The sequence below is a fragment of the Streptomyces sp. NPDC003300 genome (assembly GCF_040610915.1).
Classification (GTDB): Bacteria; Actinomycetota; Actinomycetes; order Streptomycetales; family Streptomycetaceae; genus Actinacidiphila.
On record NZ_JBEXNE010000001.1, the window covers coordinates 561,441 to 586,647 of the forward strand.

General features: G+C 73.5%; 21 protein-coding genes. 11 read left to right on the plus strand and 10 right to left on the minus strand.

Going from position 1 to position 25,207, the window contains the following annotated elements; translation table 11 throughout:
* Window positions 1–82: 82 nt before the first annotated feature.
* The 4 genes from ABZX65_RS02140 to ABZX65_RS02155 all read right to left on the minus strand — a co-directional run bounded on the left by ABZX65_RS02140 (window position 83) and on the right by ABZX65_RS02155 (window position 5,530).
* Entirely contained in the window at window positions 83–1,483 is a 1,401-nt protein-coding gene (locus ABZX65_RS02140) for an aldehyde dehydrogenase family protein (protein WP_355333606.1), read from the minus strand.
* A 301-nt stretch (window positions 1,484–1,784) separates the two neighbouring features.
* On the minus strand, window positions 1,785–4,025 hold the full coding sequence (locus ABZX65_RS02145) for a molybdopterin-dependent oxidoreductase (RefSeq protein ID WP_355333398.1): 2,241 nt from the start codon (window positions 4,023–4,025) through the stop codon (window positions 1,785–1,787).
* A gap of 238 nt (window positions 4,026–4,263) precedes the next feature.
* Window positions 4,264–4,869 (minus strand): TetR/AcrR family transcriptional regulator, encoded by a 606-nt coding sequence (locus ABZX65_RS02150; RefSeq protein ID WP_355333401.1) that lies wholly within the window; start codon window positions 4,867–4,869, stop codon window positions 4,264–4,266.
* A gap of 7 nt (window positions 4,870–4,876) precedes the next feature.
* Window positions 4,877–5,530 carry a helix-turn-helix domain-containing protein gene (locus ABZX65_RS02155; protein WP_355333404.1) on the minus strand — a complete coding sequence of 218 codons (654 nt, stop codon included), beginning with the start codon at window positions 5,528–5,530 and terminating at the stop codon, window positions 4,877–4,879.
* Window positions 5,531–5,672: 142 nt separating this feature from the next.
* Here ABZX65_RS02155 and ABZX65_RS02160 point away from each other — a divergent pair, with 142 nt between their 5' ends.
* The 5 genes from ABZX65_RS02160 to ABZX65_RS02180 all read left to right on the plus strand — a co-directional run bounded on the left by ABZX65_RS02160 (window position 5,673) and on the right by ABZX65_RS02180 (window position 11,345).
* Window positions 5,673–7,088, plus strand: a complete 1,416-nt coding sequence (locus ABZX65_RS02160; RefSeq protein ID WP_355333406.1) for a DHA2 family efflux MFS transporter permease subunit — start codon at window positions 5,673–5,675, stop codon at window positions 7,086–7,088.
* A 1-nt stretch (window position 7,089) separates the two neighbouring features.
* Complete coding sequence (locus ABZX65_RS02165) at window positions 7,090–7,911, plus strand: SGNH/GDSL hydrolase family protein (RefSeq protein WP_355333408.1); 822 nt, start codon at window positions 7,090–7,092, stop codon at window positions 7,909–7,911.
* Window positions 7,912–7,978: 67 nt separating this feature from the next.
* Window positions 7,979–9,319: a homogentisate 1,2-dioxygenase gene (hmgA, locus tag ABZX65_RS02170; protein WP_355333410.1), complete on the plus strand. Its 1,341-nt coding sequence runs from the start codon at window positions 7,979–7,981 to the stop codon at window positions 9,317–9,319.
* The gene (locus ABZX65_RS02175) at window positions 9,316–10,062 is read left to right on the plus strand and encodes a GntR family transcriptional regulator (RefSeq protein ID WP_355333412.1); all 747 of its coding nucleotides are present in this window, start codon (window positions 9,316–9,318) and stop codon (window positions 10,060–10,062) included. Before hmgA ends, ABZX65_RS02175 begins: the two co-directional genes overlap by 4 nt.
* Window positions 10,063–10,076: 14 nt before the next feature.
* On the plus strand, window positions 10,077–11,345 hold the full coding sequence (locus ABZX65_RS02180) for a type ISP restriction/modification enzyme (protein WP_355333414.1): 1,269 nt from the start codon (window positions 10,077–10,079) through the stop codon (window positions 11,343–11,345).
* A gap of 277 nt (window positions 11,346–11,622) precedes the next feature.
* Here ABZX65_RS02180 and ABZX65_RS02185 read toward each other — a convergent pair whose 3' ends face one another.
* Window positions 11,623–11,886 carry a hypothetical protein gene (locus ABZX65_RS02185; RefSeq protein ID WP_355333417.1) on the minus strand — a complete coding sequence of 88 codons (264 nt, stop codon included), beginning with the start codon at window positions 11,884–11,886 and terminating at the stop codon, window positions 11,623–11,625.
* Between the two features lie 390 nt (window positions 11,887–12,276).
* On the opposite strand from ABZX65_RS02185, the gene ABZX65_RS02190 reads away from it, so the two are divergent.
* Both ABZX65_RS02190 and ABZX65_RS02195 read left to right on the plus strand, forming a co-directional pair.
* A complete protein-coding gene (locus ABZX65_RS02190) occupies window positions 12,277–13,446 on the plus strand; it encodes a DUF5925 domain-containing protein (RefSeq protein ID WP_355333418.1) in 1,170 nt (389 codons plus the stop codon).
* 162 nt (window positions 13,447–13,608) lie between these two features.
* Window positions 13,609–14,187, plus strand: a complete 579-nt coding sequence (locus ABZX65_RS02195) for a CoA transferase (protein ID WP_355333421.1) — start codon at window positions 13,609–13,611, stop codon at window positions 14,185–14,187.
* Here the strand turns inward: ABZX65_RS02195 and ABZX65_RS02200 are convergent.
* The 4 genes from ABZX65_RS02200 to ABZX65_RS02215 form a co-directional block, all read right to left on the minus strand.
* On the minus strand, window positions 14,184–14,555 hold the full coding sequence (locus tag ABZX65_RS02200; RefSeq protein ID WP_188283791.1) for a GntR family transcriptional regulator: 372 nt from the start codon (window positions 14,553–14,555) through the stop codon (window positions 14,184–14,186). The genes ABZX65_RS02195 and ABZX65_RS02200 overlap by 4 nt on opposite strands.
* The gene (locus ABZX65_RS02205) at window positions 14,552–15,682 is read right to left on the minus strand and encodes a methyltransferase domain-containing protein (RefSeq protein ID WP_355333424.1); all 1,131 of its coding nucleotides are present in this window, start codon (window positions 15,680–15,682) and stop codon (window positions 14,552–14,554) included. Before ABZX65_RS02205 ends, ABZX65_RS02200 begins: the two co-directional genes overlap by 4 nt.
* A 36-nt stretch (window positions 15,683–15,718) precedes the next feature.
* The gene (locus ABZX65_RS02210) at window positions 15,719–17,380 is read right to left on the minus strand and encodes a carboxyl transferase domain-containing protein (RefSeq protein ID WP_355333427.1); all 1,662 of its coding nucleotides are present in this window, start codon (window positions 17,378–17,380) and stop codon (window positions 15,719–15,721) included.
* A gap of 67 nt (window positions 17,381–17,447) precedes the next feature.
* The gene (locus tag ABZX65_RS02215; RefSeq protein WP_355333428.1) at window positions 17,448–17,894 is read right to left on the minus strand and encodes a MarR family transcriptional regulator; all 447 of its coding nucleotides are present in this window, start codon (window positions 17,892–17,894) and stop codon (window positions 17,448–17,450) included.
* Between the two features lie 86 nt (window positions 17,895–17,980).
* Between ABZX65_RS02215 and ABZX65_RS02220 the strand changes: the two genes are divergently transcribed.
* On the plus strand, window positions 17,981–18,355 hold the full coding sequence (locus tag ABZX65_RS02220) for a cupin domain-containing protein (protein ID WP_355333430.1): 375 nt from the start codon (window positions 17,981–17,983) through the stop codon (window positions 18,353–18,355).
* Here ABZX65_RS02220 and ABZX65_RS02225 read toward each other — a convergent pair.
* Complete coding sequence (locus ABZX65_RS02225; protein WP_355333432.1) at window positions 18,348–19,208, minus strand: alpha/beta fold hydrolase; 861 nt, start codon at window positions 19,206–19,208, stop codon at window positions 18,348–18,350. The two genes, ABZX65_RS02220 and ABZX65_RS02225, sit on opposite strands and share 8 nt — an antisense overlap.
* A 435-nt stretch (window positions 19,209–19,643) precedes the next feature.
* Between ABZX65_RS02225 and ABZX65_RS02230 the strand changes: the two genes are divergently transcribed.
* The 3 genes from ABZX65_RS02230 to ABZX65_RS02240 all read left to right on the plus strand — a co-directional run bounded on the left by ABZX65_RS02230 (window position 19,644) and on the right by ABZX65_RS02240 (window position 25,200).
* Window positions 19,644–20,342, plus strand: coding sequence for a hypothetical protein (locus tag ABZX65_RS02230; RefSeq protein ID WP_355333434.1), 699 nt, complete (start codon window positions 19,644–19,646; stop codon window positions 20,340–20,342).
* Window positions 20,343–20,348: 6 nt separating this feature from the next.
* Window positions 20,349–21,890, plus strand: coding sequence for a DNA polymerase Y family protein (locus tag ABZX65_RS02235; RefSeq protein WP_355333437.1), 1,542 nt, complete (start codon window positions 20,349–20,351; stop codon window positions 21,888–21,890).
* Window positions 21,891–22,026: 136 nt separating this feature from the next.
* The gene (locus ABZX65_RS02240; RefSeq protein WP_355333439.1) at window positions 22,027–25,200 is read left to right on the plus strand and encodes an error-prone DNA polymerase; all 3,174 of its coding nucleotides are present in this window, start codon (window positions 22,027–22,029) and stop codon (window positions 25,198–25,200) included.
* The last annotated feature ends 7 nt before the right edge of the window (window positions 25,201–25,207 follow it).

Genomic DNA, 25,207 nt, shown 5'->3' on the forward strand with positions numbered 1-25,207 from the left:
GAACGGGTCGGGAGGGGCGGGCGGTTCAGCCGGGTCGGGCGGTCCTGCGGTCCTGCGGTCCTGCGGTCCTGCGGTCCTGCGGTCAGAACTGGAGGGACTTGGTCTGGAGGTACTCCGCCAGCCCGTGCGCGCCCAGCTCGCGGCCGACTCCGGACTGCTTGTAACCGCCGAAGGGCGCCAGCGGGTTGAACCGGCCGCCGTTGATGTCGACCTGTCCGGTGTCCATCCGGCGGGCGAAGGCGACGGCCTCCGCGTCGTCGGCGCCCCAGACCGCGCCCGCGAGCCCGTAGACCGTGCCGTTGGCGATGCGCAGGGCGTCGTCCTCGTCCTCGTACCTGATCAGGGCGACGACCGGGCCGAAGATCTCCTCCTGGGCGATCGTCATACCGGGGTCGACGTCGGCGAAGACGGTGGGGCGTACGTAGTAGCCGGTCTCCAGTCCGTCCGGCGCGTCGGGGCCGCCGACGACGATCCGCGCGCCTTCCGCGGCGCCGCGCCGGATGTAGCCGCGCACCCGCTCGCGCTGCTTGGCGTTGACGACCGGGCCGAGCCGTTCGCCGGGTACGTACTTGGCGGCTGCCGCGGTGGCCGCCTCGACGGCTTCGTCGTAGCGCGCGGAGTCGACGAGGATCCGGGTCCAGGCGCTGCATGTCTGGCCGGAGTTGGCGAAGACGTTGGCGATGCCGACGTTGACGGCGCGGGCGAGGTCGGCGCCGGGGAGGATGACGTTCGCGGACTTTCCGCCCAGTTCGAGCGCGACGCGCTTGACGGCGGCGCCCGCTGTGGCGCCGATCTGCCGTCCGACCGCGGTGGAACCGGTGAAGGAGACCATGTCCACGCCTGGGTGCTCGGCGAGCGCCTGTCCGGCGACCGGGCCGAGGCCGGTGACCAGGTTGAAGACTCCGGCGGGGAGCCCGGCCTCGTCGAGGATCGCGGCGAAGAGCTGGGCGACCAGCGGGGTGTCCTCCGCGGGCTTGAGCACCACGGTGCAGCCCGCGGCCAGCGCGGGGGCGGCCTTGGCGACGACCTGGTGCAGCGGGTAGTTCCACGGCGTGATCGCGCCGACGACGCCGACCGGCTCCTGGAACACCCGTGAGTTGCCGACCTGTTCCTCGAAGCCATACCCGGCGGCGAGCGCGGCGAAGCTGCCCATGACGGCGGTGGGCATGTCGGTGTGGACGGCGGCGGCGAAGGCGGGCGGGGCGCCCAGCTCGGCGGCGACGGTCGCGGCGATCTCCTCGCGGCGCGCCGCCATCAGGTCGCGTACCGCGCCGAGTATCGCGCCGCGTTCCGCGGGCGGGGTGGCCGCCCAGCCGGGCAGGGCGGCGCGCGCGGCGCGTACGGCCTCGTCCACGTCCTCCGCGGTGCCCGCGGGCACCTGTCCGATGACCTTCTCGGTCACCGGGTTGACGACGTCGATCCGGCCGCCGCCCGCGGCGGGGCGCCACTTCCCGCCGATGTACTGGGCGTCGCGCGATGTCACCAGGTCCTGTGCGCCCTCTGCCGTACCGTCCACCGTTGCTGCCCTCCGGGGTCACCGCTCTGCGTCCGACGCCCAAACTAGCGCCGTTAGTTTTTTGTGGCCAGGGTATGTCGCGTGCCGTCAGTCACGTCGCGCCGGGAACACCCGACGACCCGGGCTCCGCGCGGGGCCGGGCCGGGCCCGTGACGTCCGGCCGCCCTCCCCGGGCGACCCGCGCCCAGGGGTCCCGTGCCCCGCTGTCCGGGTGTCACACCACTCGGCGGCGCCGTGTCACCCGGTCGTGTCACGGGCGCGGCGCGGGTCAGCGGACGGCCTCCATCCGTATCGGGAATCCGTTGAGCACGGCCGTGCCGGAGAGCGGGTCGAGCCGCGTGCCGTCGAGCAACTGATTGACGTTGACGCCCGGCTCGCGGGCCGCCTCGGTCAGCCGGGTGCCCTCGCGGTCGTGACCCCAGCCGTGCGGCACGCTGACCACTCCGGGGCGCAGCGCGTCGGTGATCTCGACGGCCGCGGTGATCTCCCCGCCGTCGCCCTTGATCAGGGCGAGCGCCCCGTCGGCCAGCCCGAGCCGGGCCGCGTCGACGGGGTGTATCTGCGCCGTGCAGCGGTTGGTGCCGCCGGTGAGCGCGGGCACATTGTGCATCCAGGAGTTGTTGGACCGCAGATGGCGGCGCCCGATGAGGACCAGCCCTTCGCCGTCCGCACCGCGCGTCACCGCGGCCCGCAGCCGCGGCAGATCGGCGGCAACGGCCTCGGGCGCCAGCTCGACCGTGCCGGACGGTGTCCGCAGCACCTCGGGCACGCGCGGGCGCAGCGGGCCGAGGTCGATGCCGTGCGGCCGGTCCAGGACCCTCGCCAGGGTGAGGCCGTCGGGGTCGGCGCCGAAGCCGTCGCCGTACGGGCCGAGGCGCAGCATCATGTCGAGCCGCCGCTCGTATCCGGTGCTCCCGCCGAGCGCGGCGGACAGTCCCGCGACGTCCCGGCCGTGGACCGGCGAGTGCGGGTCGCCGGTCTCGGCGGTGAGCTTGCGGACCACCGCCTGTTCGTCCACGAGCGCGGGGTCGGCTCCCTGCTCCCGGGTCTGTCCCAGGACGGCGAGGATCAGCCGGGCGTGGATATCCGGTTCGTCCAGCAGTCCGTCCTCCAGCGGCACCGCGGGCGGGCTGTAGCGGACGGTGTTGCGGACCGCGAGCGTGCTGAAGGCGAAGTCGTAGTGCGCGCTCTGCGCGGGCGGGGGCGGGGGCAGCACCACATCGGCATGGCGCGAGGTCTCGTTGAGATACGGATCGACGCTGACCATGAAGGCCAGGCCGTCCAGGGCGCGGTCGAGCCGCAGGCCGTCGGGGGCGGACAGCACCGGGTTGGCCGCGACCACGACGAGGGCGCGCAGGCGGCCGTCCCCGGGGGTGTCGATCTCCTCGGCGAGGGCGGCGGCGGGCAGTTCGCCCTTGACCTCGGGGTGTCCCGAGACCCGGCTGTGCCAGCGGCCGACGCGGAATCCCTTGCCGGGGCCGGGAGGTCGGGGCGCCCGCGCGGTGGCCGCGAGCGGGAACATGGCGCCGCCCGGCCGGTCCAGATTGCCGGTCAGCGCGTTGAGCACGTCGACCGCCCAGCTCGCCAGGGTGCCGAATTCCACGGCGGTGCTGCCGAGCCGCCCGTAGACCACGGCGCGCTCGGCCGCCGCCAACTCGCGTGCCAGGGCCCGGATGTCGTCGGCCGGGACGTCGCAATACGCGGCGACCGCCTCCGGCGCGAAATCCGTCACCAGGTCGCGTACTTCGGCCACGCCGCTGAGCCACGGGGTCAGTTCGCCGGGATCCGCGAGCCCTTCGGCGAACAGTGTCCTGACCATGGCGAGCAGCAGGGCCGCGTCGGTGCCGGGCCTGGGCGCCACATGGCGGTCGGCGGCGCGGGCGGTCCTGGTGCGGTGCGGGTCGATGACGACGAGTCTGCCGCCGCGCCGCCGCAGCGCCTTGAGCTTGCCGGGGAAGTCGGCGGCGGTGGCCAGACTGCCGTTGGACACCAGCGGGTTCGCGCCGATGAGCAGCAGATGGTCGGTGCGGTCCAGGTCGGGCACCGGGATCGCGTTCGGGTCGCCGAAGAGGTAGCCGCAGGACACGTGCTTGGGCATCTGGTCGAGCGTGCTCGCGGTGAAGACGCGGCGGGTGCGCAGCGCGCCGATGAGCTGCGCGGGGTAGAGGCCGCCCGCCATCGTGTGCACATTGGGGTTGCCGAGGACGACGCCGACCGCGTCACCGCCGTGCGCGCCGGTGACCGCGCCGATCCCGGCGGCGACGGCCGCGTACGCCTCGTCCCACGTCGCCTCGGTCAGCCGGCCCTCGCGGCGCACCAGGGGGCGCCGCAGCCGGTCGGGGTCGGCGTCGAGCGCGCCGAAAGCGGCGCCCTTGGGGCAGATGAAGCCCGCGCTGAACACGTCGTCCCGGTCGCCGCGGGCATGCGTCACCCGTCCGTCGTCGACGGACAGCGTGAGGCCGCAGGTGGCCTCGCAGAGCGGACAGATGCGCAGGGCGGTTCGGGTCATCGGGGACTCCCCTGGACGGGCGGCGACGTTGGCGCGCGGTCGTCTTCGACATTACCCGGCGGTACTGACAACGACCCCTGGAGCGGGCATCGGGCCTCGCGAGGGCGGGTGCGGAGGCGCCGCGGGAGCGGGGGCCCGGGCCGGCTCGTGGCCGAGGCGGGAGGCCGGGGAGGCCCGCGGAGGTGCGGGGAGATCCGGGAAGGGGCGGGGAGGCCAGGGGACCTGGGGGCCTGGGAGATCAGTCCAGGACGGTCGCGAGATAGGCCCGGATCAGCTCCTTCGTCTCGGAGATCACCCCGGGGTCGCCCGACGGGTCGGTGCGGAAGGCGAGTTGCAGCGCGGCGTCCGCCGTCTCGACGGCGATCACCAGGGCCAGCCGCAGCCGGGGTTCCGAGGGGTCGACCGAGAGCCGTTCCCCGAGCAGCGCGGGCAGCCGGTCGGCGAGGTCGTGGTTGGTCTCGCCCGGCACGCCGAAGTCGACCAGTGCGAAACCGGGCGCGGTGCGCTTCATGGCGGTGTACTCGTCGACCAGGATGTTCACCGCCGTGCGCCAGTCGGGGTCGGTGCCGGGCTCCGCGAGACGCGCGGCCGTACGGTCGAGGAATTCGTCGAGGTTGCGGTGGGCGAGGGCGTCCGCGAGGGCGCGCTTGTCGGAGAAGAAACGGTAGACCGACCCGATGGGGACGCCCGCGCGGGCGGCGACGGCGCGGGTGCTGAGACGCTCGTAACCGCCCTCGTCCAACAGCCGGGCGCAGGCGTCGAGGATGCGTTCCAGGCGTTCGGTGCTGCGCTGCTGCACCGGTGCGCGGCGCAGTCCGCTGTCGGCGCCCACGGCCCGTGGCACGGCTCCCTCAGCCCTTCGCGGCGAGCGCGTCGAAGAGCTTGCGCAGGTCGGCGAGGGCTTCCGCCAGGGCGGCCGGCGGGTCGTCGGCCCTGACGATCGCCATCGCGCTCTCGCTGAGTCCGCCGTAGAGCATCGACGTCAGCGGGTCGGCGGGGCGCTGCGAGATCGCGCCCGCCTTGATGGCGTACTTCACGCCGCGCAGGGTGAGTTGGCGGCAGTTGACGCCGAGGTCGCGCATCGCCTCCCAGCCGAGCGCGCCCGGAGCGTCGAAGAGCGTGATGCGCTGCACCTCGGGGTCCAAGGACGCCTCCAGATAGGCGCGGCTGCCCTCGTAGACCGCCTCCCACGGGTCGGCGACCTGGAGATACGCGGTCGAGATCCGGTGGGCGAGACGTTCCTGCTCGCGGGTGTAGACGGCACTGAAGAGCTGCCTCTTGCCGGAGAAGTGGTGGTACAGGGCGCCTTTGGTGACGCCCGCCCGCTCGCAGACCGCGTCCAGCGAGGTGGCCGCGTAGCCCTCGGCGGCGAACAGCGCGCGGGCCGCGGTGAGCAGGTCCTCGACGGTGGCGTCCGACCGCTCGCGCTGCGTGGGGCGTGCCGCCGTCCTGCGGGCCGGGACGGTGCCCGTCCCGCTTCCGGTGCCTGTGCGCGGTGCTGCCACGGCGGCGCCCTCCTGTCGTTCGCGATGCCCTCCCCACCCTAGGGCCTGCCCACTCTTGACACGCACATACCTTCGGTATGTATTTTCATACCGCCAGTATGTACTCCCAGTATGTTTCTCGCTGCCCAGGCAAGGACGGCCCATGTCCTCCCCCGCTTCCACCCTCCCCGCACCGCCCGGCTCAGGACGGACCCCGGACGTCAGACCGGGGCTCGTCCTGCTGCTCAGCGCGGGCGCCACCTTCATCGCGTTCCTCGACGCCACCGTGGTCAACGTCGCTTTCCCCGACCTGGCCGAGAGCTTCCCCGCCGACCGCGTGTCCGACCTGTCGTGGGTCGTGAGCAGCTACGCGGTGCTCTTCGCCGCGCTGCTCACCCCCGCGGGACGGATAGCCGACGCCTTCGGCCGCAAGCGCGTCTTCCTGCTGTCGCTCACCGGCTTCACGGTCGCCTCCGCCTTGTGCGCCGCCGCGCCCGGCCTGCCCTGGCTGATCGCCGCCCGCGCCCTCCAGGGCGCCGCCGCGGCCGGGATGATCCCGGCCGCACTCGGGCTGCTGCTCGCCACCACGCCCCCCGCCGGGCTCGCGGCGGCGATCGGCGTCTGGGGCGCCGCGGGCTCGATGGCCAGCGCCGCCGGGCCGAGCCTGGGCGGTCTGCTGGTCGACGCCTTCGGCTGGCGCTCCGTTTTCCTCATCAATGTGCCGGTGGGCATCCTCCTGGTGGCCGCGGGACTGCGCGGCCTGCCGGAACGCGTCGGCGCGGAACGGCGGTTGCCCGACCCGCTGGGCACGCTCGCCGTCACCCTGGGCATCGGCCTGCTGGCGCTCGGCCTCAGCAAGGGCAGCGACTGGGGCTGGGCGTCCGCGGCCACTGTGGGCAGCGCATTGTGCGGCGCGGCACTGCTCGTCGTGGCGCTCGTCCGTTCCACGCACCAGGTGACGCCCGCCGTCGAGACCGGCCTGTTCCGCGACAGCGCCTTCGCCGTCGCCTCCGCCGCAGCCGCTTTCGCCGGGGCCGCGCTCTTCGCCTGGATGCTCTGCGGACCGCTGTTCCTCACCACCGTGTGGCACTACTCGGTCCTCAAGGCGGGCTTCGCCCTCACACCCGGCGCGCTCACCTCCGCGGTGGCCGCCCTGGTGGTCGGCAAGCGCGCCCGGCCGCACCATCTGCCCGCCGTCGTCGCCGTGTCCATGGCCGCCTTCGCCGCGGTGAGCGTCTGGACCTGGTGCCAACTCGGCGCCGACACCCGTTTCCTGGCGCTGTGGCTGCCCATGGGCCTGATCGGCGGCGCCGCCTTCGGGGCCACGCTCACCGCCCTGTCCACCGCCGCCGCGACATCGCTGCCGCCCCGGCAGTTCGCCTCGGGCGTCGGCATGACCACCACCGCGCGGCAGTTGGGCGGCGCGCTCGGCGTCGCCGCGACCGCCTCGGTCATCGCCGCCCACGGTTTGGACGGGACGCGGGCGTTCCGCGAGGTGTTCCTCGTCTGCGCCGCGCTTGCCGCCGTCGCCGCCGTGGTCGGCCTCGGCCTGACCCGCACTCTTGCCAAGGAGTCCTGAGATGACGCAGCACGGCGACGCCGTTCCCGTTCCCCTCCCCGCTCCCGCTCCCGATCCCGCTCAGAGTCCCGTCCCCGCTCCCGGTCCCGATCCCGTCCCCGGTCCCGTCCGCAGCGCGGTCAGCGCCTTCTCCGCCACCTATGCGGCCAATCACCCGGCGGAGGCCGCCGACCCCCACTGCCTGTCACCCGAGGAGAGCGACCGGCTGCTGCGCGGCGCGCCCTGGAAGCGCTTCGCGGTCGTCGGCGACAGCATCGCCGAGGGCCTGGGCGACCCCGTGCCCGGATACCGCACCGTGCCCTGGGCCGACCGCACCGCGGAGGCCCTGCGCCGGGTCGTGCCGGAGCTGACGTATCTCAACCTCGGCATGCGCGGTCTCACCGCGGGCCAGGTACGCGCCGACCAGGCCGAGCGCGCCGCGCGCTTCACGCCCGACCTGGTCGCGATCGTCTGCGGCGGCAACGACCTGCTGCTGCCCGGCTTCTCCCCCGAGGTGCTGGAGAAGGAGCTCGCCCTGCTCTTCGCCCGGCTGGCCGCGCCCGGCAGGACCCTGTTCGCGTACGCGCTGATGAATGTCGCGGCGGCCGTGCCGGAACTGCGCGGCGGCCCGCTGGAGACCGGCGTCGCCGTCCTCAATCAGGTGACCCGGACGGTCGCGGAGCGCTACGGCGCGGTGGTCGTCGAGATGTACGACCATCCCGCCGTCGCCGACCGCGACCTGTACAGCGCCGACCTGGTGCACGCCTCGGCGCGCGGCCACGCGGTCTCGGCCGCGGCCACCGTCCGGGCCCTGGCAGCGGAGTTTTCCACAGGCTCGGGCTGAGGGTTGCCGCCGTGATTCCTATGGTTCAGCATAGGAATCACGGACGAGACCCCACCGGGAGCAGACCATGAACGCCACGAACGCCGTGAACGGGCCGGGCGGCGCCGACGCCGAGGACGGCAAGGACCTGCCGTACTCCTCGGGCTTCGGCAACGAGCACAGCAGCGAAGCCGTGGCGGGCGCGCTCCCGGAGGGGCGCAACTCACCGCAGCGCGCCCCCTTCGGGCTCTACGCGGAACAGCTCAGCGGCACCGCGTTCACCGAGCCGCGCGCCCGGAACCGACGGAGCTGGCTCTACCGGATCCGGCCCTCGGCCGCCCATCCGCCCTTCCGCCGGGTCCCCAACGGCCAGGTGCGCAGCGCCCCGTTCCTGGACGTGGAGCCCGACCCCAACCGGCTGCGCTGGGGCCCGCTGCCGATGCCGCAGGAGCCGACGGATTTCGTGACCGGCCTGGTCACGGTCGGTGGCAACGGCGATGTGCTGCGCCGCGAGGGCATCGGCATCCACTGGTACGCGGCCAACCTCTCGATGCACGACCGGGTGTTCTCCTCCTCTGACGGCGAGTTCCTGATCGTGCCGCAGCGGGGCGCCCTGCTGCTGCGGACCGAGTTGGGGCTGATCCGCGCCGATCCGGGCGAGGTCGCGCTGATCCCGCGGGGCGTGCGCTTCCGCGTCGAACTGCCGGACGGCACGGCGAGCGGCTACGTCTGCGAGAACTACGGCCAGCCCTTCCAGCTCCCCGAGTTGGGCCCGATCGGTGCGAACGGACTCGCCAACGCGCGGGACTTCCGCGCCCCGGTCGCCGCCTACGAGGACCGGGACGAGCAGACGGAGGTGGTCAACAAATTCGGCGGCAATCTCTGGGCCGCGGTCTACGACCACTCGCCGCTCGACGTGGTCGCCTGGCACGGCAGCCATGTGCCGTACGTGTACGACCTGCACCGCTTCAACGTGCTGGGGTCGCTCAGCTACGACCACCCCGACCCGTCGATCTTCACGGTGCTCACCTCGCCCTCGGACACGCCGGGGCTCGCGGGCGCGGACTTCGTGGTCTTCGCCCCCCGCTGGCTGGTCGGCGAGGACACCTTCAGGCCGCCGTACTTCCACCGCAATGTGATGACCGAGTTCATGGGCCTGATCGAGGGGGCGTACGACGCGAAGGCCGAGGGCTTCGTGCCCGGCGGCGCCTCGCTGCACAACATGATGTCGGCGCACGGACCTGACCGGGCCACCTTCGACAAGGCGAGCGCCGCCGAACTGGCGCCGCAGCGCGTGGACGACGGGCTGGCGTTCATGTTCGAGACCCGTTGGCCGGTCGTGCCCACCGAGTTCGCGCTGAACGGGAGGCACCGGCAGGGGGGCTACGACCGGGTGTGGGAGGGGCTTGCGAGAAACTTCCGGCCGTGACGTCCTTCGCCCCCGACTCCCTCGTCCTGAACCGCAAGCTGCCGCTGTGGTACCAGGTCTCGCAGTCGTTGCGCGCCTCGATACTGGGCCGCCACGCGCAGGCCCCGCTGCGGCTGCCCACCGAGGACGAGTTGGCCGGGCACTACGGGGTGAGCGTCCTCACCATGCGGCAGGCGCTCAAGGAGCTGGAGGACGAGGGCCTGATCAGCCGGCACCGCAGGCGTGGCACCTTCATCGAGCCGACGGCGCTGCGCGGGGCGCCGGTGAAGCTGCTCGGCTCGGTGGACGCGATCGTGGCGCAGCAGTCCGGCGGCCGTACGGCGGTGCTGCGCTACGGTTCCGAGCCGCTCCCGCCGGGGGCCGCCGAGCACTTCCCCGACCTCGACCGGGCCATGGCCTACCGCAGGCTGCGCTGCGACGAGAGCGGTGAGCCCACCAACTGGGCGGAGAATTTCGTACGTCCGGAACTCGGCGCCCGGATCGACCTCGCCGACCTGGAGCGGTGGCCGATGACGAAGGTGCTGCGGGACGTGCTCGGCGTGCGGATCAGCCGGATCACCGACACCGTGGAGGCGCGGCTGGCCGATCCCGAGACGGCGCGGCTGCTGCAAGTGCCGCTGTTGAGCCCGATATTGCACTACACCGGGGTGACCTACGACGAGTCGGGCCGGGCGGTGGACGTGGTGCGCATCCATTACCGGGGTGACCGCTTCTCGTTCACGGTGACGATGGAGGCGCCCTGAGGGTCGTCAGTAGCATGCGTGCGGTGAGCAATGACGCGCCTTTGCTGCACGACGTGATGCCGTGGTCCGTACGCCCGCTGCGGATCGGCCGCGGCTGGCCGATGGCCGCGGAGCCTTCCTGTCTGCGTGCCCGGTGGGCGCTGTTCACCGGCACCGCGGACCAGGACGCCCGGTCGGCGCTGCTGCATCCGACGCGGGCCAGGAATCTGCACACGCCCGTCGCGCAGTTGCCGGGCCACCGCACCCCGACCACCGCGCTGGCCGGCGAGACCGGTCGCTGCCCCGAGCCGGTGCGGGTGCAGCACGGCCCGTACGACCGGCAGTGGCTGATACCCGACCACCGGCTGATCGACGTGGCGCGGGCCGAGATATGGCGGACGGCCGACGACCGGCAGGTCTTCGCGCTGGAACAGGCGTATCAGGCGCGGGCCGCGTCGGTGGCGGAGTCCGGGGCGCCGGAGCCCGCCGTGGTGTTCTGCGCGCTGCTGCCCGACGGGCGCTCCCCTGCCGGGCGGCCGGGCTGGATACGGCCGCTGTTCCGGCAGCCGGGCGGCCGGGACCCCAACATCGCGCCGGGGCTGACCGCCCTGCTCTCCGCGCGGCTGGGCACCGAGGTCGCCGCCGCGGACGTGCTGGCCTGGATCGGCGCGGCGGCGCGGCCGGGCCCCGGCGGCGCCCTCGTACCGCTGCCCCGTGATCCCGCGCTCTGGCAGGAGGGGCTGGCGCTCGGGCGCCGGACGCTGTGGCTCCAGACCCACGGGGCGCGGTTCGCCGATCCCGCCGAGGGACGCGACGCCGGTCGGCTCCGGCTGCCCGGAGGAAGCCGCCCTTACGTCCGCTCGCCGCTGCCGGACACCCCGGCCGCCGGGGAGTTGTCGTACGACCCGGACGAGCGGGCGCTGCTGATCGGTGACGGCCGGATCTCGCCGGTCTCACCGGCCGCCTGGGAGGTCACCGCGGGTGGGGTGCGGGTGATCGAGGCGTGGTTCGAGCGGCGTACGGCGCCGGGTGCGCCGGGGACCCTGGAGGCGCTGCGACCCGCCGCCTGGACGCGGGCCACCACGTCGGAACTGCTGGAACTGATCAGTGTGCTGACGCTGCTGGCCGGTCTGCGCGCGGACCGCGAGGGTCTGGCGCGCCGCCTGGCGGTGCGCGGCGAGACGATCACGACGGCCGAACTGCGGACCGGCGGCGTACTGCCGGTACCCGCCGCCAGGCGCAGGCCCGCCTCCGTGCTGGAACACCACGAGGAAGGGCCGGACGGGCAGTTCGCCCTGCTGTGACCAGCCGTTGTGACCAGCCGTGCCGTGAACGACCTTGCCGTAAGCGGTCCTGCTGCGGCCGGGTGAAGGGTGTCCGCGCGACCTGGTGTCGCGGCGGACCGTCCGGTGGGGAGGGACGGCCGCGGCGGGCACACACCGAAGCGCCGCGCGAAGCAGCGCCGAGCCGGGACGGTGTGGCCGCCGGACGATCCGAGCACCTGGCCGGTCCGCGGCCCCGACCGAGGTCAGGGGACGGCGGGACCTGGGAGTCCGAGTCCTGGGAGAGGGCGGAGCGGACTCAGCCTCGGTTGCCGAACAGCGATCTCCGCAGCCGTCGCAGCGGCGCGAAGAGCGACACCCTCGCACCGCGGTTGGCCTTGGTGTGCACGGTGTTGCGCGAGGTCAGCTCCTGCATCAGCACAGTCGCCTCCTCTGTGTCGCGCTGGGGCAGGGCAGGCCCGGCCAGTATCGCGAGGTGCCGGTCGAGGCGCGCACTGGACGCGCCTGTACCGCAGTTGATGGCAGGCACTCGTGGCCTGCTGTGCGTCGCTATCTGTTCCATTACTCTCCCCACCCTTACGAGGGCACCCGGCTCGGGCAGGCTAACCCTATCGCCCCGCCACGTCACGTGCGCATCCTGGACTCATTCGCGACGCCGTATTCACCTTCTCCTCAAGGGCGTTGACATTCCAAGGGCATGTGCCCAGCTCGGCCGCCCGATCGGCGGCGACCGCTGTGACCTGGCAACAGTGCCGTTCCCCTGGGTCTCCCCCGCCGCCCCGCCGGGGACACCCACGAGCGTGGACGTACGCTTGTACGAGAAGTTCAAGCCGCCCGACACCTCGCTCGCCAAATACTGACAAGACGGTATGAATCCACCAACGGCGTGGTGGGAGGCCCGGCATGGAAAAAGACTGGGCGAATCGGGCCCGCGTGCCGGATCATGGGCCGCATGTCCGCGACACCCAGTGAACCGAGGAGGCAAGTGCCGCCCACCACCGGAACCGGCAAGGGACCGGCCGCCAAGCCGACCGCCGCCACCGCCCCGCACCAGGCGCTCCCCGTCCATCTGCGACTGGACGACAGCGACTCCCCGTCCGATGTCGTGGACGCCCTCTTCCTGGGCCGGTTCACCTCGGGCGAGCAGCCGTTCTCGCGCGGCGCCTCGCTGGAGAATGTGAAGTCCGGCCTCACACTGCTGCCGCCGGACGCGGTGGTACTGCGCCAGGCCCGCGACAAGGACCGCAGCGCCACCCTCGCCGAGGGCGACGGCTGGACCGTCCTCATCTCCCGCTGGAACCGGGGCGCCGACGTCACCGTGGCCGCCGTCACGGACGAACTGGCCGAGCAGGTGCTGAAGTCCTCCGTCGACGACGCCGAGGACGAGCCGGAGCCGCAGCCCGAGAACGTCACCATGGGCTTCTGGTACGTCTCGCCGCGCCGCGGACCGCACCGCACCACCCGGCAGATCTCCGCCGCCACGTGGGAGGAGCTGCGCGGGAACTACACCGCGCCGGTCGCCGACTCGATGGACGGCCTGATGAAGCTCACGGCCGACGACATCACCGGCCGCCTGCTGCTGCTCCACGGCCCGCCCGGCACCGGCAAGACCTCGGCGCTGCGCACCCTGGCCCGGTCCTGGCGCGACTGGTGCCAAGTCGACTGCGTGCTCGACCCCGAGCGGCTCTTCAACGACGTCGGCTATCTGATGGACATCGCCATCGGCGAGGACGACGGCACGGCGGGCGGTCGCTGGCGGCTCCTGCTGCTGGAGGACTGCGACGAGCTGATCCGGGGCCAGGCCAAGCACCAGACCGGCCAGGCGCTGTCCCGGCTGCTCAATCTCACGGACGGGCTGCTCGGCCAGGGCCGCAATGTGCTGGTCGGCATCACCACCAACGAGGATCTGGAACGCCTGCACCCCGCGGTGGTCCGGCCGGGCCGCTGCCTGGCCAGGATCGAGGTCGGCCCGCTGACCCGTGACGAGGCCGTCAACTGGCTGGGCACTCCCGAGGGCATCGGCCGCGAAGGCGCCACCCTCGCCGAGCTGTATGCGCTCCGCCGCGGCAGCACGGCCGCCCTGCCCGTCCCCGCCCAGGCGTCGGACGGCCTCTACCTCTAGCAGCTCCGGCGGTTTCCCCGCCCCGGACGCCGCCAAGGCCGATGAGGCGTCCGGGAACCGCGCGGCCCGCGGGTGAGAAGACGCACGAGGAGACGCGCGAGTACCGGACGCCGCCTTGCAGACGTCCGCTGTTGTCATGACTCCGACAGCACCGACGCCCTCGTGGCCCGAGTGGCGGAGGAACTCGCGGCAGCGCCTGGCGAACGCTCCGAGCAGACGGTGTACGCGGCGGGCGGTCTCTCCGTGGCCGTCCGTACCGCGTCGGCCTGGGCGGCGAGCGAACCCGGCCGGGCGGCGGCTGCCCAGCCGATCGTCCAGCGCCGACCGGCCGCCACGGCGTCGGCCCGCGGCCTCACGCTGCCGCCCGCCGCACTGCCCGCCCAGTTCCTCGACCACGGCACCGGCTACCTGATCGCCGCTGCCGTACTGCGCGCCCTCACCGACCGGCTCACCGCGGGCACCGGCGCCGGCTGCCGTCTGCGTCTGGCCCTCGCCACCACGGCCGCCTGGCTCCTCGACAGCATCCCGGCGACCGACCCTCCACCACCTGCGGACCATCGCGATCACTCCCCCCGTCTCGCCGAAGCCGACTCCCCCATGGGCCGACTCCGTTACGCACTCCCGCCGATCCACTACGACGGCTCCCCCACCACCTGGTCACGCCCGCCCGGCCCCCCGGCCGCCGACCTGCCACGCTGGCGCCCCTCCGAGAGCGAGAACCTCCGGGGTCCGGGGCTCTAGGTCTCGTCGACGGCGCGCAGCGCCTCGTCCACCGCGGCCCGCGCGGCGTCCCGGTCGAGCCCGAGGCGGCGCGTGCGTGCCACGTACTCCGCCGCCGCGGCGGCCACTTCCCGTGCGCGGGCGTCGGCTGCGGCGATGTAGGTGCCGTGCCTGCCGCGGGTCTCGATCACCCCGTCGGCCTCCAGCGCGCGGTACGCCTTGGCGACCGTGTTGGCCGCAAGCCCCAACTGCTCGGCGAGTCCCCGTACGGTGGGCAGCTTGTAGCCGACCGGAAGGCGTCCCTCGCGGGCCTCTTCCGCGATCTGCCCGCGCAGTTGCTCGTACGGGGCGGTGGCCGCGTCCGCGTCTACGGTGATCTTCAGGCTCATATCCGGGATCCTGGCACAGCGGACGGCGGCAGCGGCACCGCTCGGCCGCTGCCGGCCGGGTCGTGGGCGATCGGGTCCCCGCTCTCGTGCAGGTGGAGCAGGAACGGCTGCCCGCCCCGGTAGGCGTCGATCCCCGCTCGGCAGTACGCGACCATGTCGTCGGGCAGGGCGTCCAGCGGGTACCAGCCCAGCTCGGAGCACTTGTCGGGCTCGCGGTTGACGGGCTCGCCGCCGCTGCCGTATTCGGCCGTGAAGAACCAGCCGATCCTGGCCGCGCCGTCCGGTGCGCGGTGCTGCATGACCAGGGCGACCGCCAACTCCTCCGACGCCAACTCGATGCCGATCTCCTCGCGGGCCTCGCGGATCATGCCGCTTCTGACGTCCTCGCCGTCCTCCAGGTGTCCGGACGGCGCGTTCAGCAGACCGTCCGCGTAGCCGGTGCCCGAGCGGCGGGCGAGCAGCACCTCGTCGCCGCGGAGCAGCAGCAGATGGACGTCGACGATCTCCTTGTGCCGTTGGGGCGCGGGCGGCCGGAGCACCGCCGCGTACCGCTCGTCCTCGACCTCACGGCCCCACAACGCGGCGTCGTGCCCGAGCTGTTCGATCACCAGTCGGCCGCCGAGCGGTGCGGTCAGCTCGACGAGTTCCGCGGCCCCGATGCCGACCGGGCTGATCGCGCCCCAGCGTCCTTCGACCAGTACGAGCCTGCCGCCCGGCCGCAACAACCCCACCCAGTGCCGCAGTACGGCCGCCGGATCCGGCAGGGTCCACAGCACGTGCCGGACGAGGACGACATCGAATCCGGCAGGGCCGACCGGCGGCCGGGCGGCGTCGCCGACCAGCACCCGCGCCCCCGTACCCGCCAGCTTCTCCTCGGCCCGCGCGACCATCTTTGTCGATGAGTCGACAGCGGTGATCCGGTGTCCCGCCTCGGCCGCGAGCAACGCCAGGCTTCCCGTGCCGCAGCCGAGGTCGAGCACGTCGGACGGCGTCCCGGGCAGCCACGAGCGCAGCCGTATGGCCCAGGCGTCCCTGACCCTCGGGTCGCGCAGGCCGTGGTCGGGCTCGTCGTCGAAGCGGTCGGCTTCGCCGTCCCAGAAGTCGCGGTTGTCCGTCTCGGTGCTCATGGGAAAAGCCTGCCACCCACCACTGACAATGGCCCCTCAGACCCCGCCCAGCCTGCGATAACGCGCTCTGCGGGCGGCAGTTCGCCGCTCGGGGTCCATCGCGCGGAGGTCCGCGAGACGCGCGCCGAGGACGTGGGCGAGACGAGTGAGGAAGGCGTCCGGGTCGTCGGCGGCGTCCGGGTCCTCCGGGACGACGGCGTCCGCGATGCCGTGGGCGAGCAGCGCGGCCGAGCCGATGCCCTGCTGTTCGGCGAGTTCGACGGCGCGGTCCGTCGTGCGGTGGAGGATCGCGGAGGCGCCTTCGGGCGGGAGCGGGGACAGCCAGGCGTGCCGGGCGACGAGCACCTGATCGGCGGGCAGCAGAGCGAGCGCGCCGCCGCCCGCCCCTTGGCCGAGGAGCAGGCACAGCGTGGGCGCGGGGAGCGTGACGAGGTCGGCGAGGCTGCGGGCGATCTCGGCGGCGAGACCGCCTTCCTCCGCCTCGCGGGAGAGCGCGGCGCCCGCCGTGTCGACAACGGTGAGGAGGGGCAGGCCGAGTTCGGCGGCGATCCGCATCCCGCGCCGTGCCTCGCGCAGCCCGGCGGGTCCCAGCGGCGCGGGTCCGGCTTCCGCGGGGCGGCGGTCGTGGCCGAGCACCACGCACGGCGAGGGTCCGAAGCGGGCGAGTGCCAGCAGCAGACCGGGGTCACGCTCTCCCGCGCCGGTGCCGCTCAGCGGTGTCACATCGGTGGCACGGGCCAACAGGTCGTGCAGTCCGGGGCGTTCGGGTCGGCGGCTGCGGCGCAGCGAGTCGGCGGTGTCGGCGGTGTCGGCGGGAAGTGACGCGCTCGTGGGAAGCGACGCGTCCACGGGTAGCGGCGTGTCCTCTCCTTGTCCTCTCTCTTCCTGCCCTGCGGGCGCGGGCGGAGATAGGAGTGCGGGCGGAGATAGGAGTGCGGGCGTGGACACGGACGGAGACGCGGTCAGGGGCCGGGGCGTGGTCAGGGGCCGGTGCGAGAGCGGGCCCTGCTCGCCGCAGAGCACGTCGAGCGCCGTGGCCGCCGCCGCGGCGAGCGCGCCCGCGGGCAGCACCGCGTCGATCAGACCGTGGGCAAGCAGATTCTCGGAGGTCTGCACTCCGGCGGGGAACTCCTCGCCGTAGAGCGCCAGGTGCACCCGTGGTCCCAGGAAGCCGATGAGCGCGCCGGGTTCCGCCGAGGTGACATGGCCGAGCGATCCCCAGGACGCGAGCACCCCGCCGGTCGTGGGGTGCCGCAGGTGGACCAGGTAAGGGAGTCCGGCGGCTTTGTGGTCGGCGATGGCGGCGGTGACCTTGACCATCTGGAGGAAGGCGATGGTCCCTTCCTGCATGCGGGTGCCGCCGGAGGCGGGCGTGGCCAGCAGCGGGAGCCGTTCGCGGGTGGCGCGTTCGACCGCCGTGACCAGCCGGGTGCCCGCGGCGACTCCGATGGACCCGCCGAGGAAGCCGAACTCCCCTGCCATCAGCGCCACTCGGCGCCCCCGGATCCGCCCCTCCCCCGTCACCACCGACTCATCCAGGCCGGTACGGGCGCGGGCGGCGAGCAGATCCGCCCGGTAGTCGCCCGCTTCGGGCAGGTCGGCCTCGGCCACCGGTTCGTCCCAGCGGCGCCAGGTGCCGGGGTCGAGGACGGTCCCGATGATCCGGAGGGCGGTGGGCCGGCGGTCTGGGTCGCTCATGGCGCCACCCTGCCACGGCCGGTGCGGCCGGGCCGCGTTCTCCTCCGGCGGTCGGCCGCGTGCCGCGCTACCAGCTCGGACGGATGGGGCCGGTGGGCGCGAGGCGGACGAGTTCGTCGCGCAGCGCGAGCAGCCGCTCCTCGCCGAGGAGTTCGATCCAGGGCTGGACGGCTTCCGCGGCGGACTCCTCGGCGGCGCGGGTGCACCGCCACCCTTGCGGGGTGAGCACGACCAGCCGGGCCCGCGCGTCGTCGGGGTGCGGGCGGCGTTCGACGTACCCCTTGCGCTCCAGCTCGTCCACGATCTGACTGGCCGCCTGGCGGGTGACGCCGAGGTGTTCGGCGATCTCGGTGACGGTCGCGCCGGACGGGGCCAGCCGGGAGAAGACGAAGCCGTGCGTGGGGCGCAGGTCGGTGTAGCCGAGGGCCACGACGCCGTTGTGGATGTCCTCGACGAGCGAGCCGGTGGCGGCGAGGAGCGCCGCGCTCAGGCTCATGGCATCGGAATTCTTCACAGGAACACCTTGACACAGTGCGCAAGCTGCTTGAACATATAGGCAAGGAGCTTACGCAAGCTACTTGCCTAATACCGGAGGTTGTCATGCCTTTCATCACCGCGGCCGACGCCGTCGCACATGAGATCCACGGGGTGCGCTTCGTGTCCTACGCGGCGCCCGCACTCGGCAGCGAGGAACTGTGCGCCTGGCGCAGCGAGATCCCGGCCGGGACGTCGGGACCTCCGCACACCATCACTCGCGAGGAGGTGTTCCTGGTCCTGTCCGGGTCGGTGGAGCTGTCCGTCGACGGGGAGACGCGCTCCCTGACAACGGGAGATGCCGCCATCGCACGGCCCGGCTCCTCCATAGGTCTGTCCAACCGCACGGAGGAGCCGGCCACCTTGTGGGTCACCACGAGCATCGGCCTGCAAGCCACGCTGGCCGACGGCTCGCGCATATCACCGCCATGGGCTAACTGAACGCCGACAGGCAGGTGGTCGGGGTCGCGTGCGCCGGATCGAGCGCGTTCGCCGCCTCGTGGAAGGCGATGCGGTCGGTCAGGCCGATGGCCACATGCTCGGACACGTCGACCGGGCACAGGTTCTGGAGCACGACGTTGTGCACGTCGGGCCCGGACAGCGCCTGGGTCGTATACGGCGTGACGACCTCGTCGTAGATGGTCGAGATCACCGTGTAGTGCACGCCGGGCACGGTGTCGCCGCCCGCGTTCAGGTGCTGCTGGAAGGGCGATCCGGCCACCTGGTCGGCGAGTCCGGGGGTGATCCCGTGGAGCGCGTCGGCCGCGCCGGGGAAGTACGGGAGCAGCTTGGTGAGTCCGTCGAGCGTGGTCCCGTGGTTGTCGGGGGCCAGTGCGACCAGGGCGTTCACCTTCGCCGCGCCGCCGAGGAAGCGCAGGTAGTAACGCGGCATCATGCCGCCCTGCGAGTGCCCGACGATGTCGACCTTGGAGGTGCCGGAGGCGGCGAGCACCCGGTCGGTGAAGTCGGAGAGCTGCTGCGCGGAGTCCGCGATCGGACCGAGGCCGCCGATCAACGGCACACCGGGCAGCATCCCGTAGTCGAACGAGTAGACGCAGTAGCCGCGCTGCACCAGGTAGGGGGCGAAGGCGAGCCAGTTGTCGGTGCCGTTGCCGAAGGTGCCGTGGACCAGGACGACAGGACGGGGGTGTTGGGCCGAGGGGCGGCAGGAGAAGTTGTTCCACCCGCTTGACGGTGCCGAGTTGGCAGATGCGGAGGCGGTGGCAGCGGGCGCCACAACCATCGCGGCAGCCAGCGAAAGCGCGGCCAAGAGCCGTCGCCAGGGCAGCCTCATGTGATCTCCTCGCAGTTCGGGAAAATGGACACACGCAGGCCCTGTGATCCGGATCACGAGGTTGCTGAACACCCGTTAAATTACGCGCGAGTAAGTACGGGCGGCTAGTTACGCGTGAGTAAAAAGTCGGCGCGTCGTTATCCGCCGGTCACAAAACCCACGCCCCTCCACGGCATCTCGGCGGAAGTGACGGCCTCCACCGGCGTCCACGAGTACGGCAGGCGGCGGGCGGACGTCGGCCACCGGAGTGACGACGGCCGAGCGGGCCGAGAACGGCGTCGCGACCACCCCCGCCGGGGCGGCCAGGGGCGGGCCGAGCGGCCGCGGTCGAGCGGATGCAGAGGACATGCGTATCGACCGTACGACACCCCTCACGTGCAGTGATGGTGGTGCGCCGACTTGCCTTGTTCGAACGCGCGTGCGAATGTCGGGGGCATGGGTGCAGTGCTGGCGGCAGACGGTCGGGCGGGACACGGGACGGTCGCCGGACCGGGGTCCGTGTGGGGTCCGCTGCTGCCCGAAGGGCGGCTGCGGGCGGGCACGGTGACCGCTGTCGGCGGGGACAAGGGGCTGCTGCTGGCGTTGGCGGCGCAGGCGGTGGGACGGCGTCCCGGGGCCGGCTGGGCCGTGGTGGGGCTGCCGTCCTTGGGGGCGCTGGCCGCGCGGGACGCGGGGCTGGACGCCGGGGCGGGCCTGTGGGTGGACGCGCCGGGGGGCCGGTGGGCTCAGGTGGTGTCGTTGCTGGTGTCGACGGTGCCGGTGATCCTGCTCGGCGCGCCGGGGTCGGCGCCGGGGCGAGTGGTGCGACGGGTGGCAGGACAGGTGCGGGCCCACGGGGCCGTGTTGCTCGTGGCCGGTCCGTGGGACGGCGCCGATCTGCGGCTGCGGGTGACCGAGGCGCGGTGGGACGGGCTCGGTGCGGGCCACGGTGTGCTGCGTCATCGCCGCGTGGTGGTGGAGGTGTCCGGGCGCGGCGCCGCGGGCGGTGCCCCGCGCCGGGCGGAGCTGTTGCTGCCCGGCCCGACCGGGATGGCGATGCCCGTGGCGGAGCCCGAACCGGTCTCTCCGCCCGCGGATCAGGTGCGGGCCGGGGCCGCGCCGGGCCGGGGCCGGGCGCTGCGCGTGGTGGGGTGAGCGGGCGTGCGAGTGCTGGTGTCGTGGGTCCCGGACTGGCCGCTGATCACCACGGGGCTGCCGGACGGGGAGCCGGTGGCGGTCGTGTCGGGGGACGGACGGGTGGTGGCGTGTTCGGCCGCGGCGCGGGCGGCCGGGGTACGCCGGGGAATGCGGGTGCGGCAGGCGCAGTCCCGCTGCCCCGGGCTGCGGGTCGTCGAACGGGATCAGGCGGCCGAGACGCGCGGGTTCGAGCCGGTGGTACGCCGGTTGGAGGCGGAGGTGATGCCGCGGCTGGAGGTGATCCGTCCGGGCATGGTGGCCGCCCCGGCCCGCGGTCCCGCGCGGTACTGGGGCGGCGAGGCGGAGCTGGCCGCGCGGGTCGCCGCGGCGCTCTCCCGGCTCGGCCACCCCGTGCAGAGCGGGGCCGCGGATACGACGTTCGCCGCGGCGCTGGCGGCCCGCGCCCGGTCCGGGGTCCTGGTTCCGGCCGGGGAGACGGCCGGTTTACTCGCCCCCTATCCGGTGGGCGTGCTCGGTCGGCCCCGGCTGGCCGAACTGCTGGTCAGGCTCGGGATCGGCACGCTGGGCGGTTTCGCGGCGCTGCCCTCGGACCAGGTGTCGGCCCGCTTCGGCGCCGACGGGGCGGCGGCGCACCGCACCGCGTCCGGGCGTGAGCCGCGGCTTCTGAACGCCTCGGGCGCGGAGCCCGACCACGCGGTGCGGTGGGGCTTCGACCCTGCCGAGGAACGCACCGAGCCGTTGGCGTTCGCGGGGAAGGCACTGGCCGAACGGTTGCAGGAGCGGCTGACGTCAGCGGGCGTCGTCGGAGCACGAGTGGAGGTGGAGGTGGGCCTGGCCGACGGCCGCAAGTTGCGGCGGGCGTGGCGGCACGAGGGACGGCTGTCGTCGTTGGCGGTCGCGGAGCGGGTGCGCTGGCAGGTGCAGGCGTGGACCGATGCCGGGGATCTCGCCCCGGCCGCCGACGGGGCCGGGGGCGCGGTCGGAGTGGTGGAGCTGGTGCTGCGGCCCCGGCAGCTCAGCGCGGCCACCGGCCGTCAGACGGTGCTGTTCGGCGGGGGCGCCACGCTGGACGATCTGGAGCGTGCGGCCGGTCAGGTGCAGGCGCTGCTCGGGCACCGGGCGGTCACGCGGGTGGAGTTGACCGGGGGCCGCGGCCCGGCCGACCGGGTCCGCAAGGTCCCGGTCGGCGACATCGCCACGCCCCCGGCCGGTGGCGGGCCGTGGCCCGGCAGGCTGCCCGCCCCGCACCCGGCCACGGTGTACCAGCCGCTGCTGCCCGCCCGGTTGCTGGACGGCGCCGGGCAGGTGGTGGGCGTCTCGGGACGGCTGGCGGTCTCCGCGCCTCCGGTCCGGCTGACCGTGGACGGGCTCCCCGGCGTGCTGGAGGTGACCGCGTGGAGTGCGCCGTGGCCCGCGCTGGAACAGTGGTGGGACCGGGACCGTGCGCGGCGGATCGCCCGGATGCAGATCACCACCGCCGCGGGCGGGGCATGGCTGTTGCAGATCTCCGCGGGCCGGTGGTGGGCCGAGGCCCACTATGGCTGACCGCCGCACCGGTCGTCTGCTGCGCCTGCCCGCCGCCGCTCCGCGCACGGCGCGCCCAGCGGATCCGGCACACGCGGCGGACCCGGCGGACCCGGCACACGCGGCACACACCGAATACCGGGAAGAGCGGAGCCGGTTGCCGTGGGCGGAGCTGCATGTGCACAGTTCGCTGTCGTTCCTCCAGGGGGCCAGTGATCCGGGGGCGCTGGTCACGGAGGCCGTGCGGCTGGGCATCGAGGTGCTGGCGCTCACCGACCGGGACGGGCTGTACGGGGCCCGGCGGGTTGCCGAGGCCGCCCGCGGTACCGGGCTGCGGACCGTGTTCGGCGCCGAACTCACCCTCACCGCTCACGGGCTCGGCCACCCCGTCGTCCTCGCCCGGAACCTCGACGGGTTCCACCGCCTGTCCGCGGCGATCACCGCGGCCCAGCTCGCCGGGTCCAAAGGCCGTCCGGTGTACGACCTCGACGTGCTCGCCCGCGCCGCCGCCGGCGGCGACTGGGCGGTCCTGACCGGCTGCCCGCCCGCCGACGCGGGCGAGGACGGTACGGAGATCGGACAGCTCGCCTTCCACCTCGACCGGCTCGGCGAGGTGTTCGGCAGCGGCAGCGTGCACGCGGAACTCATCGACTGGAATCTTCCCGTCGACAGCGTGCGCGCCGACGCCCTGGTGGTGGCCGCTCACCGCACCGGCACCCCCGTGGTCGCCACCAACGCCGTCCACTACGCCGCGCCCGCGCAGGCCCGGCTCGCCCAGGCCCTCACCGCACTGCGACGGATCGAGACCCTCGACCAGGCCACCGGGCATCTGATGGCCGCGCCGACCGCGCACCTGCGGACCGGGGCGGAGATGGAGGAGCGGCTGGCCCGCTACCCCGGAGCGTACGAATCGACCATCGCCCTGGGCCAGTCGTGCGTCCTCGACCTCGCCGAGCTGCGGCCCGAACTGCCGCGCTTCCCCGTACCGCCCGGTCACGACGACAGCTCCTGGCTGCGGCGACTGGCCGAGCGGGGCTGCGCCGCCCGCTACGGGGCCCGTGACGATCCGGCGGCGGCGACCGCGTGGCGGCAGCTCGACCACGAACTGGGGGTGATCGGCGATCTGGGCATGGCCGGGTACTTCCTGATCGTCCACGACATCGTGCGCTTCTCGCAGGAGCAGGGCATCTGGTGCCAGGGCCGGGGCAGCGCCGCCAGCAGCGTGGTCTGCTACGTCCTGGGCATCACGGCGGTGGACGCGCTCAAGCACGGGTTGCTCTTCGAACGGTTCCTGTCGATGGAGAAGTCGGGGCCGCCGGACATCGACATCGACTTCGAGAACCACCGCCGCGAAGAGGTCATCCAGTACGTCTACACCCGCTACGGCCGTGACCACGCCGCGCAGGTCGCCAACCTCATCAGCTACCAGCCGAAGCTGGCGGTCAGGGACGCGGCCCGAGTGCTCGGTTACCCGGCCGCCGCCGTCAACGCCATGACCCGGTCCCTGCACCACCGGCCCGGCCGCCCCCACACCCCCGACGGCGCGAGCAGCGACACAAACACGGCCACGAGCACGGCCACAAACACAAACACGGGCACGGGCACGGGCACGGGCACGACAGCCGATCCGGACATCCCCGCCGACGTCACCGACCTGGCCGCTCAGCTCAAAGGTCTGCCACGGCACCTGGGGGTGCACTCCGGCGGCATGGTGCTGACCGCGCAGCCGATCGGCGAGGTCATGCCGGTCGAATGGGCCACCATGCCCGGCCGGTCCGTCCTCCAGGGCGACAAGGACGACGTCGCCGCCGCCCATCTGGTCAAGATCGATCTGCTGGGTCTCGGCATGCTCGCGGCTCTGCACACCGCCTGTGACCTGATCGCCGGACACCACGGCGTACACCTCGACATGGCGACGATCCCGCAGGACGACCCGCGGGTTTACGCGATGATCGCCCGCGCCGACACCATAGGGGTCTACCAGGCCGAGAGCCGCGCCCAGATCAGCACCCTGCCGCAGCTGAAACCGGCCTGCTTCGAGGACCTCACCGTCGCCGCCTCGATCATCCGCCCCGGGCCGATCCAGGCCGGGAGCAAGCACCCGTATCTGCGGCGCAGGGCGGGCGAGGAACCCGTCACCTACCCCCACCCGCTGGCCGAAGCGGCGCTGAAGAAGTCCCTGGGGGTGGTGTTGTGGCAGGAGCAGGCGATCCGGCTCGCCACCGACTGCGCCGGGTTCACCCCCGGCGAGGCCGACCGGCTCCGCAAGGACCTCGCCGCCAAACACGCCACCGAGAAGGTCGCCCGGCTGCGCGACCGGCTGCTGACCGGCATGGCGCGGCGCGGGATCGGCCCGGACGCCGCGGAGCGGATCATCACCATGATCTCGTCGCTGAGCAGTTACGGCTTCCCCGAGTCCCACGCGCAGTCCATGGCGGGCATCATCTACGCGTCCGCCTGGATCAAGCACTACTACCCCGCGGCCCTGATCGCCGGGATCATGGCCCACCTGCCGATGGGCTTCTACGACTCCCAGACCCTCATCCAGGACGCCCGCCACCACGGCATCGCCGTCCGGGGCGTCGACATCAACGCCTCCGGCGTGCACGCCACCCTCGAACCCGACTCCGCGCGCCCCGACGGACATCCGGCGATCCGCCGCGGGCTCACCAGCGTCCGCGGACTGTCGCAGGACGCCGCCACGACCCTCCTCACGGCCCGCGCCGAGCGGCCGTTCCGGGACCTGGACGACGTCGCCCGACGCGGCGGCCTGGGCGCCCGGCTCCTCGAACAGCTCGCCACCGCCGGCGCCTTCGCGTCCCTGGGCACCGGCCGCCGCACCGCGATCTGGCGCTCCGGCGCCCACACTGCGCACCAGCAGCCGGTCCTGCCCGGCTTCGACGCCCTGCCCGACGCCCCCGAACTCCCCGCCATGACCGCGGGCGAGACCACCCTGGCCGACCTCACCGCCACCGGCGCCACCGCGGGACCGCACCCCGTCCACCACCTGCGCCCCTACCTCGACCACCTCGGCGCACAGCCCACCAAGGCCATCCGCACCTGGCCCGCACAGCGCCGCATCCGCGTCGGCGGCATCGTCAAATACCTCCAACGCCCCCCGACCGCCAACGGCATGGCCTTCGCCGTCGTCGAGGACGAGACCGCCATGGCCAACCTCGTCATCACCCCACCGGTCTGGGCCCTCATCCGCCGCACCATCCTCGACGCCCCCGCCGTCCTGCTCGACGGCCACATCGAACGCGAACACGACGTCACCAACCTCGTCGTCCACACCGCCCGCCCCCTCGGCGAGGGCGAGCCGAAGGCGTAGGGCCGCG